This is a genomic window from Sphingobium sp. CFD-2 (assembly GCF_024611135.1).
In the GTDB taxonomy this organism is placed as follows: domain Bacteria; phylum Pseudomonadota; class Alphaproteobacteria; order Sphingomonadales; family Sphingomonadaceae; genus Sphingobium; species Sphingobium fuliginis.
The window spans coordinates 121,838-137,950 of record NZ_CP084405.1 but is presented as its reverse complement, the minus strand read 5'-3'; the positions used below and the strand labels follow the sequence as shown (position 1 = coordinate 137,950).

Below are 16,113 nucleotides of genomic sequence, written 5' to 3'. Positions count from 1 at the left end.
GGGCCTCTTGGTTCGTCGCGACTGTTGGCGCATCGGCACGAGCGCGTCTATCCTTTTCCGTCCATCCTGCCTAAAGGCGACCCATGCAACGCCTGCGCGAGATACTGGACCCCTTCCTGCTGCTGCTGATCGGCACGGTGGCGCTCGCCTCCCTGCTGCCCGCCCGCGGGGAAGCCGCCGGCCTGGCCGGGGCGGCCGCCGATGCGGGCATCGTCCTGCTTTTCTTCCTGCACGGCGCCAAGCTGTCGCGGGAGGCGATCTGGAATGGCGCCCGGGCCTGGAAACTGCATCTGGCGACCCTGGGAACGACCTTCGCGGTCTTTCCCCTGATCGGCCTGGCGACTCAGCAGGCGGCGGCGATCCCGCCTTCGATGCGGGCGGGGCTGCTGTTCCTGACGCTGCTGCCCTCCACGGTGCAATCCTCGATCGCCTTCACCGCCATTGCGCGGGGCAATGTCGCGGCGGCGGTGGTCAGCGCATCCTTCTCCAACCTGCTGGGCATCGTCCTGACGCCGCTGCTGGTCGCGCTGACGATGGAGAAGAACGGGACGGGCGGCCTGATCTCGCTCTCCTCGGTCGAGGACATCGTGCTGCAACTGCTGCTGCCCTTCGTCATCGGCCACCTGTCCCGGCCATGGATCGGCGGCTTCGTCAGCCGGCACAAGGCGATGCTGGGGCGGGTGGATCGCGGATCGATCCTGCTGGTGGTCTATTCCGCCTTCAGCGCGGCGGTGGTGGAAGGATTGTGGCAGAAGGTGTCGCGCGGCGAATTGCTGCTGCTGGCCGCGATCTGCATCGCCATGCTGGTCGTCGTGCTGGTCTTCACCTTCCTGCTGGGACGGCTGCTCGGCCTGTCGCGGGAGGACGCGATCGTGCTGCAATTCTGCGGATCGAAGAAAAGCCTGGCGTCGGGCGTGCCCATCGCCGGGGTGCTGTTCCCCGCCAGTGCGGTGGGGCCGATCCTGCTGCCGGTCATGCTGTTCCACCAGATACAGTTGATGGCCTGCGCCTTCCTCGCCCGCCGCTACGGCGCGGCGGCGGATGCCGAAACCCGTCTGGCGGCGGCGGGCTGACGCGATGGGCCAGCCGATCCTGACCCCCGTCACCATGGATGCGTTCCTGGCCCAGATCGATGCGCTGGCCCGCGCCCTGGCGGCGTCGCAATGGCGGCCCGATTATCTGGTGGGCATCGGACGCGGCGGCCTGGTGCCCGCCACCTATCTCAGCCATGCGACCGGCCTCGCCATGCTGTCGGTCGACCTGTCGGCGAAGCTGCCCGATTTCGGAGAGGCGCTGCTGGCCGGCCTGGCGCAGCGCGCAGCGACAGGCGAAACGCTGCTGTTCGTCGACGACATCAACGACAGCGGACGGACGATCAATGCCGTGCGCAATGCCCTGGCGCCCGCTCCCGCCGCAGGGGTGCGCTTCGCGGTCCTGATCGACAATATCCGGTCCGCCGCCACGGTGGACTATCGCGCGGAAACGATCGACCGGGACGCGACGAAGGACTGGTTCGTCTTTCCGTGGGAGGCGGTGGCCAGCCGGGACAGCATATTGGCCGACTGGGGCGAGGTGCCGGAAAGAACGGCTTAGGACAGGTCCGACCGCCGCCATTGCCGGAAAAACGAGGTTGTTATACATACGTAAAATCTATCGGCTGGGGTGGGGCGCGGGATAGTGGAGGAAGGCGGGCAACTGACGGACCCGGACGCGGCATGGAGCCTGCCGGCATGGACCTATCGCGATCCCGAATTTTTCGAGCTGGAGCTGCGCCGGATATTCCGCCCCTCCTGGCAGATCGTGGCGCATGAAAGCGACATTCCCGCTCCCGGCGATTTCCGCACGCTGGACTATATCGGGGAAAGCGTCATCCTGATCCGGGGCGGGGACGGCGTCATCCGCGCCTTCGCCAATGTCTGCCGCCATCGCGGCGCGCGGATCGTGGACGCCGCCGCGGGCTGCGCCAGGAAGCTCACCTGCCCCTATCATGGCTGGACCTATGACGACCGGGGCCGCCTGACCGGGGTGCCGCTGAAGGCCGGCTACGACTTCGACCCCGCCCGCCATGGGCTCCACGCCGTGGAGGTCGAGGATTTCCACGGCTTTCTCTTCGTCAGGCTGGAGGATGACGGCGGCCCCCGCGTAGCGGAGATGATGGCGCCCCATGGTCAGGAGATCGCGGCCTATCGCTTCGCGGACTTGAGGGCCATGGGGCGCATGACGCTGCGGCCCCGCGCGGTGAACTGGAAGGTCATCGGGGACAATTATTCGGACGGGCTGCATATCGCGGTCGCGCATCCCGGACTGCGGCGCCTGATGGGGGAGGGCTATCGGGTGGAAACCGGCGCCCATGCCGACCGGATGTGCGGGCCGATCCTCCGCCAGCCCTCCTCCAACCCGTCCGAGCGGGCCTATCAGCATTTCCTGCCGCGCATACCGCATCTGGGGGATGAGCGGCAGCGGCTTTGGACCTATTTCAGGCTGTGGCCCAATATCGCCTTCGACATATATCCCGACCAGGTGGACTTCATGCAGTGGCTGCCGCTGTCCCCCACCCGATCGCTGATCCGGGAGGTTCCCTATGCGATTCCTGACGAGCGGCGGGAAATGAAGGCCGCCCGCTACCTCAACTGGCGGATCAACCGGCGGGTGAATGCGGAGGACAGCGCCCTGCTGGACCGGGTGCAGGCGGGCCTTTCCTCGGACAGCTTCACCGTCGGCCCCCTGTCGACGCAGGAGGTGGCGCTCCGCCATTTCTGCGCGCGGATGCGACGGATCATTCCGCAGGCGCGGCTGCATCGCGCCCCGGCCCCGGGATGGAGCCGGGCGGCATGACCGGGGCCTATGACGCGGTCATCATCGGCGGCGGGCATAACGGGCTGGTCTGCGCCTTCTATCTGGCGCGGGCGGGGTACCGGGTGCGGATACTGGAACGGCGCGCCATCGCCGGCGGCGCCGCCGTGACGGAGGAGTTCCACCCCGGCTTCCGCAATTCGGTGGCAAGCTACACGGTCAGCCTGCTCCACCCCAAGGTGATAAGCGACATGCGGCTGGCCGAACATGGCTATCGCGTGCTCGAACGGCCGATCAGCAATTTCTTCCCCCAGCCGGACGGCCGCTATCTGAAGCTGGGCGGCGGGCTGGAGCGGACGCAGGCGGAATTCGCGAAGTTCAGCCAGAAAGACGCCGCCACCCTCCCCGCCTATTATGACGCGCTGGAGGTGGTGGCGGACCTGCTGCGCGACATGACGCTGAAGGCGCCGCCCAATGCGGGCGACGGGCTGGCGATGATCGCCGCCGCGCTCCGGCAGGGACGGCGGATGGGCAGCCTGACGCTGGAACAGCAGCGCGACGTGCTGGAACTGTTCACCCGCTCGGCACGCGGCTTCCTCGACGGCTGGTTCGAGAGCGAGGCGGTGAAGGCCGCCTTCGGCTTCGACGCGATCGTGGGCAACTATGCCTCCCCCGACGCGCCGGGCAGCGCCTATGTGCTGCTGCACCATGTCTTCGGGGAGGTGAACGGGAAGAAGGGCGCCTGGGGCCACAGCGTCGGCGGCATGGGCACGATCACCCGGATCATGGCGCAGGTGGTGCGCGGCCTCGGCGTGGAAATCAGCCTGGAGGCGCCGGTCGCATCCGTGCTGGTCGACGGCGCGCGCGCCGTGGGCGTCCGGCTGGAAAGCGGCGAGGAGGTGATGGGCAGGGCCGTCATCGCCAATGTGGGGCCGAAACTGCTCTACGAGCGGCTGATGGACCCCGCCGACCTGCCGCCGGATTTCCTGAGGCGCATCCGCGGGTTCAAAACGGCGTCGGGCACCTTCCGCATGAATGTCGCGCTGTCGTCCCTGCCCGACTTCACCTGCCTGCCCGGCATGGGCGAACATCACCAGTCGGGCATCATCATCGCGCCCACGCTCGACTATATGGACCGCGCCTATATGGACGCGAAGCGCGAAGGCTGGTCGCGCGAGCCGATCGTGGAGATGCTGATCCCCTCGACCGTGGACGAAAGCCTCGCCCCGGCCGGCTGCCATGTGGCCAGCCTCTTCTGCCAGCAATTCGCGCCGGTCCTGCCCGACGGACGCCGTTGGGACGATGAGCGGGAGGCGGCGGCGGATCGCATCGTCGCCACGGTCGACGCCCATGCGCCCGGCTTCGCCCGATCGGTGATCGCGCGGGACATTCTCTCCCCGCTCGACCTCGAACGGAAATTCGGGCTGGTCGGCGGCGACATCATGCATGGCAACATGACCCTGGACCAGCTCTGGGCGGCGCGACCGGTCCTGGGCCACGGCGCCTATCGCGGACCCCTGAAGGGCCTCTACATGTGCGGCGCGGGCACCCATCCGGGCGGCGGCGTGACCGGCGCGCCCGGCCACAATGCCGCGCGGGAGGTGATGAAGGACGGCGCGCTGCTGGGCCGCTGGCTCGGACGGGGCTGAACCTGCCTCGCAGGAAGGGGAGCATACTTGCCCTCTTCCCCACCCTCGCCTAAAGCGTCGGCTCATGCCCGACATCCCCGTTTCCTCCACCCAGTCCGATCTTGAAGGGGGCGACCTGACCGGCCGGGCGCTGTTCCCGCATCGGCATCTGCTCTCCATCGCGGACCTCAAGCCATGGGAAATCCGCTTTCTCCTCGATGAGGCGGAACATTGGGCCAGGAGCAACCGGGGCGGCGCGCGCAAGCATGACGACCGGCTCGCCGGCATGACCCAGATCAACGCCTTTTTCGAAAACAGCACGCGCACGCTGCTGTCCTTCGAGATCGCGGGCAAGCGCCTGGGCGCCGACGTCGTCAACATGCATGCCGGCCAGTCCAGCGTGAAGAAGGGCGAGACGCTGATCGACACCGCCATGACGCTCAACGCCATGGCCGCCGACGTGATCGTCATCCGCCACGCCAGTTCGGGCGCGGTCGCGCTGATCGCGGACAAGGTCGACTGCCCGGTGCTGAACGCGGGCGACGGCTGGCACCAGCATCCGACCCAGGCCCTGCTCGACGCCCTCACCATCCGCCGGCGCAAGGGCGGGTTCGAAGGGCTGATCGTCGCGATCTGCGGCGACGTGCTGCACAGCCGGGTGGCGCGCTCGAACATGCTCTGCCTCGCGGCCCTCGGCGCGCAGGTCCGCGCCGTCGCCCCGCCGACGCTGATGCCGCCGGAGGTCGAGATGCTGGGCGCGACGCCCTACACCCGCATGGACGAAGGGCTGGAGGGCGCGGACGTCGTCATGATGCTGCGGCTCCAGAATGAACGGATGGACGGCGCCTTCATCCCCTCCCCGCGCGAATATCACATGCTCTACGGACTGACGCCGGAACGGCTGGCCATCGCCAGACCCGACGCGCTGGTGATGCACCCCGGCCCGATGAACCGGGGCGTGGAGATCGCCAGCGTCGTCGCCGATCACCCGCAACGCTCCGCCATCACGGAACAGGTGGAAATGGGCGTCGCCATCCGCATGGCCTGCCTGGACGTGCTGACCAGAGGCGCGCGCGGCGTGGAGGGTTGGGCATGACGAGCCCCTCTCTCGTCATCCCCGCCCGTTCCTTCGCCACGTCCGCCCGCTCCTCAGTCATCCCCGCCCCCTCACCCGTCATCCCCGCGAAGGCGGGGACCCATCTCCCGCCCCATCCCAAAACGCAAGGCAGGGGGATTGACGGCATTGGCCGCAAGGTGAATCCGAAATGACCAAACTCGCCATCATCAACGGAAAGCTGGCCGACCCCGCAGGCAATGACCTCGCCACCGGCGTCATCCTGATCGAGGATGACCGCATCCTCGCAACCGGCGACATCACCGTGCCGCAAGATGCCGAAACCATCGACGCAAACGGCCTCGTCGTCGCGCCCGGCCTCGTCGACCTCGGCGTCTTCGCCACCGACAAGCCGGCCTTCCACTTCGGCGGCATCACCCGTGCCGCGCTGATGCCCGATCAATCCTCCCCGCTGGACGATGCCGGCCTCATCCGCCAGGCGACGCGGGCGGGCAAGCCCGACTTCTGGGTCCACCCCATCGCGGCGGCCACCCGCGGCCTGAAGGGGGCCGAGCTGGCGGAGATCGGCATGATGCAGGCCGCAGGGGCGAAGGCGGTCGGCACCGGACGCCAGTGGATCGCCGATTCCGGCGTGATGATGCGCGTGCTGTCCTATGCCTCGGGCCTTGGCCTCACCGTCATCACCCATGCGGAGGATAGCGGCCTTGCGGGCAAGGCCGTGGCGACCAGCGGCGAAACGGCGACGCGGCTCGGCCTGCCCCACGCGCCCGCCTGCGCCGAAGCGATGGCCATCGCCCGCGACATCATGCTGGCGCGGGTGACCGGCGGCGCGATCCATTTCCGGCTGGTGACGACCCGGGCGGGTTTCGACCTGATCCGCGCGGCCAGGGCGGATGGCCTCAGGATCACCTGCGGCATCAGCCCGGCCTATCTCTTCCTCTCCGACAATGCGGTGACGGATTTCCGCACCTTCGCGCGCCTCTCTCCGCCGCTGCGGTCAGAGGACGACCGGAAGGCCGCGATCGAAGCGGTCGCGGACGGCACCGTCGACGTCATCACGTCCAGCCACGACCCCCGCGGGCCGGAGGACAAGCGCCTGCCCTTCGCGGACGCCGCCCCCGGCATGGCCGGCGCGGAAACGCTGCTCGCCCTGTCGCTCAACCTGGTGCGGGACGGGCATGTGACGCTCAACCGGCTGATGACCCTGCTCAGCGCCAATCCGGCAAGGATATTGGGCGTCAACGGCGGCAGCTTCGCGGCAGGCAGCGCCGCCGACCTGATCTTCATCGATCCGGACGCGCCGTGGATCGTGGATTCGGGGAAGATGGCCGCCCAGGCCGGAAACACGCCGTTCGACCGCATGCCCGTGCAGGGCCGCGTGCGCAGGATCATGAAGGGGGGAAATTTCCTCTAGGGCGATCTCCAGTGAAATGGCCCATTCCAAGGTTCGGAAATCACCGCAGGCAGGGAAAATCGAGGGCATGTTCCGATTCCATCCAATCGGAACATGCTCTCGGTTTTCCCGCTTGCTCTCCCCGGCGGGCCACGCTAAAGCGCCCTCCTTCGCTGGCCCCGGCCAGTGCAGGAGTGTAGCTCAGTTGGTAGAGCGTCGGTCTCCAAAACCGAATGCCGGGGGTTCGAGTCCCTCCACTCCTGCCAAGCGAACTGGCCGCGAAACCTTGAAATATCGGGGGTTCGCGGCTAGCTGTGCTTGACGAAGCATGGGTCGCGGAGCGCGGCCGCACCCCCGGACGCCGAACAGGGCGGGATCGGGAGGGCGGACTGTTGCTTCGCGCTTTGGTGTTTGTTGGAAGGATTTGGTGCGGGCGATGGCGAAGGTTTCTCCGGGCGAATTCGTCAATCAGGTGAAGACCGAAGCGTCGAAGATCGTGTGGCCCACGGGCCGCGAAACGATCATGACCGGCGTGATGGTGGTCATCATGACCTCGCTGTTGGGCCTGTTCTTCTTCGGCATCGACACCTTCTTCGGCGCGATCGTCCAGTGGCTGCTGGCGTTCGCCGCCGGACAGGCCTGACGACGAAACTGGGAGTTTGACAGGATAACATGGCGCGCTGGTACATCATCCACGCCTATTCGGGCTTCGAGAACAAGGTCAAGGAATCGATCCTGTCCGAAGCCGAGCGCATGGGCCTCTCCCAGCTGGTCGAGCAGGTGGAAGTCCCCACCGAGACCGTGACGGAGGTGAAGCGCGGCAAGAAGGTGCAGGTCGAGCGCAAGTTCATGCCCGGCTATGTCCTCGCCAAGCTGGCGATGAACGACGACATCTACCATCTCGTCAAGAACACGCCGAAGGTGACGGGTTTCCTGGGGTCCAGCGGCAAGCCGCAGGCCATCAGCGAGGCGGAGGCCGCCCGCTATTTCGGCGCGCAGAAGGCCGCCGAAGCCGCGCCCAAGCACAAGATCAACGTCGATTACGAAATCGGCGACAGCGTCAAGGTGCTGGACGGCCCCTTCGCCAGCTTCAACGGCACGGTCGAGGAACTGGATTTCGAAAAGAACCGGGTCAAGGTGTCGGTGTCGATCTTCGGCCGCGCCACTCCGGTCGAACTGGACTTCGAACAGGTCGAACTGTCGAAGTGATTTTCACGAGATCCCAGCGAAAGCTGGGATCTCGTGCCCCAGGCCGTTCCCTTGCGGCCTGAGATGCCAGCTTCCGCTGGCATGACGACAAGGGAAAGTGCGGGAGGATCGCTCCGGTGATCCGTCAATACCGCTAAACTTGAACCGGGCGCGCCTTCGGGCACGCCCAGCAACAGAGTGAGTGACAATGGCCAAGAAGATTACGGGCTATATCAAGCTCCAGGTGCCCGCTGGAGCCGCCAACCCCTCGCCGCCGATCGGTCCGGCGCTGGGTCAGCGCGGTGTGAACATCATGGAATTCTGCAAGGCGTTCAACGCCTCGACGGAAAAGATGGAAAAGGGCACCCCGCTGCCGACCATCATCACCGTCTATGCGGACCGTTCGTTCAGCTTCGTCACGAAGCAGCCGCCCGCCACCTACCTGATCAAGAAGGCCGTCAACCTGAAGTCGGGCTCGAAGGAGCCGGGCAAGGTTTCCGCCGGAAAGATCAAGCGCTCGCAGCTCGCCGAAATCGCGCAGGCCAAGATGGCCGACCTGAACGCGAACGACATCGACGCAGCGACGAAGATCATCGAAGGCTCCGCCCGCGCGATGGGCCTCGAAGTGGTGGAGGGCTAAGACCATGGCAAAGCTGACGAAGAAGGCGAAGGCCCTGGCCGCTGCCGTTGACCGCGAAAAGCTGCACGGCGTCGATGAGGCGCTGGGCCTGATCAAGACCCATGCGACCGCCAAGTTCGACGAAAGCGTCGAAATCGCGATCAACCTGGGCGTCGATCCGCGTCACGCCGACCAGATGGTCCGTGGCGTCGTGACCCTCCCCGCCGGCACCGGCAAGGACGTCCGCGTCGCCGTGTTCGCCCGCGGCGACAAGGCTGAAGCCGCGACCGCCGCCGGCGCCGACGTGGTGGGCGCCGAAGACCTGCTCGAATCGATCCAGGCGGGCAATATCGACTTCCAGCGCGTGATCGCCACCCCCGACATGATGGGTCTGGTCGGTCGCCTGGGCAAGGTTCTGGGCCCCAAGGGCCTGATGCCGAACCCGAAGCTGGGCACCGTCACCCCGAACGTCGCCGAAGCGGTCAAGGCCGCCAAGGGCGGCCAGATCGAATTCCGCGTCGAAAAGGCGGGCATCATCCATGCCGGCCTCGGCAAGGCGAGCTTCTCGGCCGAAGACCTGCGCAGGAATTTCGACGCCTTCGTCGACGCCATCGTCAAGGCGAAGCCGTCGGGTTCGAAGGGCAAGTACGTCCGCAAGATCGCCCTGTCGTCCTCGATGGGCCCGGGCGTGAAGGTCGACGTGGCGGAAGTCGCTTCGGCCTGATCCGACGCACAAACAGATAGGGGAGCCTCCTTCCTCCATGCGGGGAAGGAGGCTTTCGCTTTTTAGAGACTTGGCACCATGAAACGCCCTCTCACCCGTTCGGGCTGAGCCTGTCGAAGCCCTCTTCTTTTCCTGAAGGAAAGAAAAAAGCCCCTTCGACAAGCTCAGGGCGAACGGAGGACAGGCATGCATGTTATAACGCGATCACCAGACACCGTGACCTTGGGCGGACTCGCCCGGCAACGGTGTGAACTTCGGGGTGCATGACCTTGCACCCCGGCTCCAAAAACCCCCGGAGCGCATTGAGGTCACCTTCGTATCCGTCGGGAATGGCGGGTCGCTTTACCGATGGAAAATATAATGTCTTTCGAACATCTCCCCACCCTCCTGTCCGACGCGCTGACGCGAAAGGGCTATGAAAGCCTGACCCCGGTCCAGGCCGAAGTCACCCAGGCGCAAGCCGAAGGCCGCGACCTCATCGTCTCGGCGCAGACCGGATCGGGCAAGACGGTCGCCTTCGGCCTCGCCATGGCCGCCGAACTGCTGGGCGAACAGAACCGCCTGCCCGTCGCCGCCCAGCCGCTGGCCCTCGCCATCGCGCCGACCCGCGAACTGGCGCTTCAGGTCGCGCGCGAACTGGAATGGCTCTATGGCGAGGCGCGCGCCCGCATCACCACCTGCGTCGGCGGCATGGACGCCGCCAAGGAACGCCGCGCGCTTTCCCACGGCGCGCACATCGTCGTCGGCACGCCGGGCCGCCTGCGCGACCATCTCGAACGCGGCGCGCTCGACCTGTCGGCGATCAGGACGGTGGTGCTCGATGAAGCCGACGAAATGCTCGACATGGGCTTCCGCGAGGATCTGGAAGAAATCCTCGACGGCGCGCCCGAAGGCCGCCGCACGCTCCTTTTCTCCGCCACCATGCCCAAGCCGATCGTGGCGCTGGCCAGGCGCTACCAGAAGGACGCGCTGCGCATCTCCACCGTCAGCGACGAGCGCGGCCATGGCGACATCAGCTATCAGGCCGTCACCGTCGCCCCCGCCGACATCGAAAACGCGGTGGTCAACCTGCTGCGCTATCATGAGGCGGAAACGGCGATCCTCTTCTGCGCAACCCGCGACAACGTCCGCCACCTCCACGCCAGCCTGACGGAGCGCGGCTTCGCGGCGGTGGCGCTGTCGGGCGAACACAGCCAGAATGAGCGCAACCACGCGCTGCAGGCCCTGCGCGACCGCCGCGCCCGCGTCTGCGTCGCGACCGACGTCGCGGCGCGCGGCATCGACCTCCCCAATCTCAGCCTCGTCGTCCATGTCGAAATCCCGCGCGACGCGGAAACGATGCAGCACCGCTCCGGCCGCACCGGCCGCGCCGGCAAGAAGGGGACGGCCGTGCTGATCGTCCCCTATCCGCGCCGCCGCCGGGTCGAATCCATGCTGCGCGGCGCGAAGATCCCCGTCGAATGGGGCACCCCGCCCAGCCGGGAAGCGATACAGGAACAGGACAATGCCCGCCTGCGCGAGAAGCTGATGGAACGCGCCGAGCTGGACGAGCAGGACTGGGCGCTGGGCGCCGAACTGCTGGCCGAAAAATCGCCCAAGGAAATCGCCGCCATGCTGGTCAAGAGCGCCCGCGCCGCCCTTCCCGCGCCGGAGGAGCTGCTGGACGCCAGCGAAGCGCCCGCCCGCCGCGACGGACCGCGTCCGGGGTTTGAGGATACGGTCTGGTTCCGCATGGACATCGGCCGCAACCAGAATGCCGATCCGCGCTGGATATTGCCGCTCATCTGCCGCCGCGGCCATGTGTCGCGGCAGGAGATCGGCGCGATCCGCATCGCCGCCAATGAAACGATGTTCGAAATCCCTTCCGCCATCGCGGCGAAGTTCGTCGGCGCGGTGAAACGCACCGGCCAGGCCAGCGACGAGGGCGCCGAAGTCGCGATCGAGCAGATCGAGGGCAAGCCCCGCGAAATGGCGCGCGAAAACCGGCGCGACGGCGGCCCGCGCGGCAAGGGTCGCCCCAATGAAGGGCACGGCCCCAGGCCCGCCTATGGCGCGCGGCCGTTCAAGGGCGGCCCGCGCAAGGCTGGCCCCCGCAAGCCCCGCGGTTGACCGGGCGGGAGCCGGGCAGCCCTTCATGCATTGAAAAGCCATGGCTGCCCCCCTCCTCATCCCGATCCTCGGCGACCAGCTGACGCCCGGCATCGCGTCGCTCCGGAACGCCGACCCGGCAAACAGCATCCTGCTGATGATGGAGGTGGCGGACGAAACCACCTATGTCCGCCATCACAAGGCCAAGATCGCCTTCATCCTCTCCGCCATGCGCCATCATGCCGATCGGTTGAGGGCGCTCGGATGGACGGTCGACTATGTGAAGCTCGACCAGCCGGAAAACAGCGGCAGCTTCACCGGGGAGGTCGCCCGCGCCATCGAACGCCACCGTCCCTCCGCCATCCACGTCACGGAGGGCGGCGAATGGCGCGTCCGCGCGATGCTGGAGGAATGGGAAGGCCGCTTCGGCATCCCCGTCACCATCCATGAGGATGACCGCTTCCTCTGCTCCCATGCCGAATTCGATGCCTGGGCGGCGGCGCGCCAGCAGCTCAGGATGGAATTTTTCTACCGCGACATGCGCCGCAGGACCGGGCTGTTGCTGACGGAAGAGGGCGAACCCGAAGGCGGCCAGTGGAATTTCGACGCGGAAAACCGAAAACCGCCGCCCCGGCGCGACCTGTTGATGCCGCAGCCGCTCCGCTTCCGCCCCGACCCGATCACGCGGGATGTGCTGGCGCTGGTCGCGGCGCGTTTTTCAGACCATATCGGTTCGCTCGACCATTTCCACTTCGCCGTCACGCATGAGGATGCGCAACGCCAGCAGGACCATTTCCTCGACCAGGCCCTGCCCCGCTTCGGGGACTATCAGGACGCGATGCTGACCGATGAGCCATTCCTCTGGCACTCGGTCCTTTCGCCCTATATCAACGCCGGACTGCTCGACCCGCTGTCGCTCTGCCGGGCGGTGGAGGGGCGATACCGCGCCGGCAGGGTCCCGCTCAACGCGGCGGAGGGCTTCATCCGGCAGGTCATCGGCTGGCGCGAATATGTGCGCGGGGTCTATTGGCACGAAGGCCCCGGCTATGGCCGCCGCAACGCGCTGGATGCGACGCGCGACCTGCCCGGCTTCTACTGGACGGGCAAGACCGACATGCACTGCATGGCCCGGGCGGTCGGCCAGACCATCGACCACGCTTACGCCCATCATATCCAGCGACTGATGATCACCGGCAATTTCGCCCTGCTCGCCGGGATCGACCCCGTGCAGGTGCATGTCTGGTATCTGGAGGTCTATGCCGACGCCTATGAATGGGTGGAAATGCCCAACACCATTGGCATGGCGCTGTTCGCGGACGGCGGCCTGCTGGGGTCGAAACCCTATGCGGCGGGCGGCGCCTATATCAACCGCATGTCGGATTATTGCGGCCGGTGCCGCTATGACGTGAAGCAGCGCCTTGGCGAGGACGCCTGCCCCTTCAACGCCCTCTACTGGGACTTTCTGGCCCGCAACGAGCGGAAGCTGGCGCGCAATCCGCGCCTCGCCATGCCCTATCGCAACTGGAACCGGATGAGCGTGGAGGACCGCGCCGCCCTCAGGAAACAGGCGGCGCGGTTCCTCGACGGATTGGGCAACGGTTAGAGTATCCGTGATGATCAAGCTGGAGATTGCGTCCAGCATCGATCGGCTTTGAGCATGGCGTTCGCGGTGACGACGAGCTTTCGCATGACGGCGGTGATGGCGATCTTGGCGGGCTTGCCGGCAGTAACGAGCTGCTGATATTTTGCCTTGAGATCGGGATTGTACCGGGCGGCGACGAGGGCCGGCATATAGAGAGCCTGCCGCACGTTGGCGCGTCCGCCGCGGATGAAGCTCTTGCCTTTCCATTGTCCGGACTGTCGAGCGACGGGGGCGAGACCGGCGAGGGATGCGGCCTGCTTGTTCTCGAGGCTGCCGAGTTCGGGCATGGTGGCGATGAGCTGGTTGGCGGTCAGCGTTCCGACGCCGGCGATGCTGGTGAGGATCTCATGCCGGCGGGCGAGCGCGGCATCGGCGGCGATCAGGTTGGTGATCTCGGTATCGAGCGCCTCGATATGCCGTTCGATCTGCTCGAGCCGCTGCCGGCACTGGCGCTTGAGGAAGGCGATGGTGAGGTTCTTCTCGCGATTCTTGAGCGCGGTGCGATCGCGCACGAGGCCGTCTCGGGCATTGATGAGCTCCGCTATCTGCGCCTGCTGTGCGCTTCGAGCGGGTCTGACCGGCGGCTGCAAGGTGGCCGCCATACGGGCCAGCAACATGGCATCGATGCGATCGGTCTTGGCCAGAATGCCAGTCGCCTGGGCGAAGCGCCGGGCGCGCTCCGGGTTGAGCTTCACGCAGGGCCAGTCGGCCAGAGCCGCCTCCAGCGCCCGATGGTAGGTTGCGGTTGCCTCATAGGCGATCCGCTCGACCGGCCATTGTCGCAGCCAGGCGATCAGTGCCTTGTGGCCCTTGGCCGTGTTGGTGAACTGGCGCTCGACGCCGATGGGGTGAGCATAGCAATCGAGGCTCGCTTTGGAGATGTCGATGCCGATCGTCTGTGGTAGATTGTCGCTCATCTTTTCCGCTGTCCCATGCTTGTCATCCGGGTCCAAAACCCCGGTATCCGTTCGGGCCGACACGAAAAGAAAGGGGCGATCCTACTCTAACCCGGTCTCACAACGACCGGCGCTTTCACGATCCGTCCCCTTCCGCCCGGGCCGGGGTGGCCACCCCGGCCCGGGCAATCCAGCATGACCCAAACGGACCGCAATGTCATAAGACAAGCGCGCTGCGTTAAATCCTACGCAGGCCGCGCGCTCCAAGCTTTTGTTGTCGCATCCTTTTAAGCGCAAGACCGGTTCCCACTTTTGCGCACGATGCTCTAGAATGCCTTCGCATCGATCGACCAAGCTCCGTTTGACAACACCCTAACCCGCCCCGCAGAGCGACAGCATCCGCGCCGCCAGCTCCCGCTCCCCCATCACCACATGGGGCACGCCCAGCCCCTCCAGATGCCTGACCTCCGCATCGGAATGGGCGCGGGCGATGACCTGAAGATGGGGATTGAGGTGGCGCGCATGTTCGTGGATCGCGCCGCCCTCGAACCCTTCGGGCACGGCGATCAGCAGCCGCCGCGCCTCGTTTATGCCGGCCGCCCGCAGATGCCGGTCCTCCAGCGCGCTGCCCCGCACCACGGTAAGGCCGGCCTCCTCCGCCTCTTCCGCCCGGTCGGAATCGGCTTCGATCACCACGAAATGCGCGCCCTTCTCGGCCAGCCGATCCGCGATCAGCTTCCCCACCCGGCCATAGCCGACCAGGATGACATGGCCGATGCGCGGCTTGGCCTTCGCCTTCTGGGCCTGCGCCTCTTCCTCCACCTCCTCCTGCTTGTGCCCGCGCACGATCAGGGAGAAGATCAGCGGATTGAGGAAGATCGAAACGATCGCGCCCGCAAGGATCAGGTCGCGCGCCTCGGCCGGCAAGACCCCCAATCCCGTCCCCAAGGAGGCGAGGATGAAGGAGAATTCCCCGATCTGCGCCAGGCTCGCCGCGATGGTGAGCGCCGTGTCGCCCGGATGGCCGAAGGCGCGGACGATGGCGAAGGCGGCGATCGACTTGCCGACGATGATGATCGCCACCGTCGCCAGCAACGGCAGCGGCTGCTCGACCAGCACCGCCGGATTGAACAGCATGCCGACGGAAACGAAGAAGAGCACGGCGAAGGCGTCGCGCAGCGGCAGCGTCTCCTCAGTCGCGCGGCGGCTGAGCGGCGTCTCGCCCAAGATCATGCCGGCGAAGAACGCCCCCAGCGCGAAGGACACGTCGAAGGCGACCGCCGCGCCGAACGCGACGCCCAGCGCTATCGCCAGCACGGCCAGGCGGAACAGCTCGCGCGATCCGCTATGCACGACCCAGTGCAACGCCCAGGGAATGACGCGGCGGCCGACCACCAGCATCAGCGCGACGAAGCCCGCGACCTTCAGCAGCGTGCCCAGCAGCGGCGCCAGCAAGGCCCCGGCATTGGCCCCGCCCGCCGCATCGGCATTGTTCATGACCCCGGCAAGCGCGGGGAGCAGCACCAGCGCCAGCACCATCACCAGATCCTCGACGATCAGCCATCCGACGGCGATCCGGCCCCGGCGCGTTTCCACCAGGTCCGCCCCCTGCAGGGCGCGCAGCAGCACGACGGTGCTCGCCACCGACAGCGCCAGGCCGAAGACCAGCCCGCCCAGCAGCGGCCAGCCCATGACATGCGCCAGGCCCATGCCCATCAGCGTCGCCACCGCGATCTGGCCCAGCGCGCCGGGCACCGCGATGTTCTTCACCGACAGAAGGTCGCGCAGGGAGAAATGCAGGCCGACGCCGAACATCAGCAGGATGACGCCGATCTCCGCCAGTTCATTGGCCAGGCTGGCATTGGCGACGAAGCCCGGTGTGAACGGCCCGACCATGATCCCGGCGATCAGATAGCCGACAAGCGGCGACAATTTCAAGCGATGGGCGATGGCGCCCATGACGAAGGCGACGACAAGGCCCGCGACGATCGTTCCGATCAGGGGCGTGTGATGGGGCATGGAGTGTCTTTCCCTGACCGCCGATGGAGGAACGCCCTCCATCGGCGG

The 16,113-nt window shown here is 66.7% G+C and carries 14 protein-coding genes and 1 tRNA gene; 13 read left to right on the top strand and 2 right to left on the bottom strand.

Features of this window, described 5'->3' with window-relative positions; genetic code table 11:
- Nucleotides 1–83: 83 nt before the first annotated feature.
- From LDB29_RS00650 to LDB29_RS00590, 13 genes are all read left to right on the top strand, one after another.
- Nucleotides 84–1,073, top strand: coding sequence for a bile acid:sodium symporter family protein (locus LDB29_RS00650; RefSeq protein WP_025550840.1), 990 nt, complete (start codon nt 84–86; stop codon nt 1,071–1,073).
- Nucleotides 1,074–1,077: 4 nt separating this feature from the next.
- Nucleotides 1,078–1,593, top strand: a complete 516-nt coding sequence (locus LDB29_RS00645) for a phosphoribosyltransferase (protein WP_025550842.1) — start codon at nt 1,078–1,080, stop codon at nt 1,591–1,593.
- Between the two features lie 69 nt (nt 1,594–1,662).
- Nucleotides 1,663–2,835: an aromatic ring-hydroxylating dioxygenase subunit alpha gene (locus tag LDB29_RS00640; protein WP_373886285.1), complete on the top strand. Its 1,173-nt coding sequence runs from the start codon at nt 1,663–1,665 to the stop codon at nt 2,833–2,835.
- Nucleotides 2,832–4,442: an NAD(P)/FAD-dependent oxidoreductase gene (locus LDB29_RS00635; RefSeq protein ID WP_025550846.1), complete on the top strand. Its 1,611-nt coding sequence runs from the start codon at nt 2,832–2,834 to the stop codon at nt 4,440–4,442. The genes LDB29_RS00640 and LDB29_RS00635 overlap by 4 nt, the downstream gene beginning before the upstream one ends.
- A gap of 64 nt (nt 4,443–4,506) precedes the next feature.
- On the top strand, nt 4,507–5,517 hold the full coding sequence (locus tag LDB29_RS00630) for an aspartate carbamoyltransferase catalytic subunit (RefSeq protein WP_025550847.1): 1,011 nt from the start codon (nt 4,507–4,509) through the stop codon (nt 5,515–5,517).
- A 169-nt stretch (nt 5,518–5,686) separates the two neighbouring features.
- The gene (locus LDB29_RS00625) at nt 5,687–6,910 is read left to right on the top strand and encodes a dihydroorotase family protein (RefSeq protein WP_099186198.1); all 1,224 of its coding nucleotides are present in this window, start codon (nt 5,687–5,689) and stop codon (nt 6,908–6,910) included.
- A 169-nt stretch (nt 6,911–7,079) separates the two neighbouring features.
- Nucleotides 7,080–7,155: transfer RNA gene (locus tag LDB29_RS00620), tRNA-Trp, on the top strand.
- Between the two features lie 170 nt (nt 7,156–7,325).
- Nucleotides 7,326–7,532 carry a preprotein translocase subunit SecE gene (secE, locus tag LDB29_RS00615; protein WP_025550848.1) on the top strand — a complete coding sequence of 69 codons (207 nt, stop codon included), beginning with the start codon at nt 7,326–7,328 and terminating at the stop codon, nt 7,530–7,532.
- A 29-nt stretch (nt 7,533–7,561) separates the two neighbouring features.
- Entirely contained in the window at nt 7,562–8,098 is a 537-nt protein-coding gene (gene nusG, locus LDB29_RS00610; protein ID WP_007683610.1) for a transcription termination/antitermination protein NusG, read from the top strand.
- Between the two features lie 187 nt (nt 8,099–8,285).
- Nucleotides 8,286–8,717 carry a 50S ribosomal protein L11 gene (gene rplK, locus LDB29_RS00605; protein WP_013040886.1) on the top strand — a complete coding sequence of 144 codons (432 nt, stop codon included), beginning with the start codon at nt 8,286–8,288 and terminating at the stop codon, nt 8,715–8,717.
- Between the two features lie 4 nt (nt 8,718–8,721).
- A complete protein-coding gene (gene rplA, locus LDB29_RS00600; protein ID WP_044661677.1) occupies nt 8,722–9,420 on the top strand; it encodes a 50S ribosomal protein L1 in 699 nt (232 codons plus the stop codon).
- Between the two features lie 360 nt (nt 9,421–9,780).
- On the top strand, nt 9,781–11,529 hold the full coding sequence (locus LDB29_RS00595; protein ID WP_025550852.1) for a DEAD/DEAH box helicase: 1,749 nt from the start codon (nt 9,781–9,783) through the stop codon (nt 11,527–11,529).
- 40 nt (nt 11,530–11,569) lie between these two features.
- Nucleotides 11,570–13,111, top strand: a complete 1,542-nt coding sequence (locus tag LDB29_RS00590; protein WP_025550854.1) for a cryptochrome/photolyase family protein — start codon at nt 11,570–11,572, stop codon at nt 13,109–13,111.
- A gap of 14 nt (nt 13,112–13,125) precedes the next feature.
- On the opposite strand, the gene LDB29_RS00585 is transcribed toward LDB29_RS00590, so the two are convergent.
- Both LDB29_RS00585 and ybaL read right to left on the bottom strand, forming a co-directional pair.
- Entirely contained in the window at nt 13,126–14,067 is a 942-nt protein-coding gene (locus LDB29_RS00585; RefSeq protein WP_257555665.1) for an IS110 family transposase, read from the bottom strand.
- A 351-nt stretch (nt 14,068–14,418) separates the two neighbouring features.
- Nucleotides 14,419–16,065, bottom strand: coding sequence for a YbaL family putative K(+) efflux transporter (ybaL, locus tag LDB29_RS00580; protein ID WP_025551612.1), 1,647 nt, complete (start codon nt 16,063–16,065; stop codon nt 14,419–14,421).
- Between the last annotated feature and the right edge of the window lie 48 nt (nt 16,066–16,113).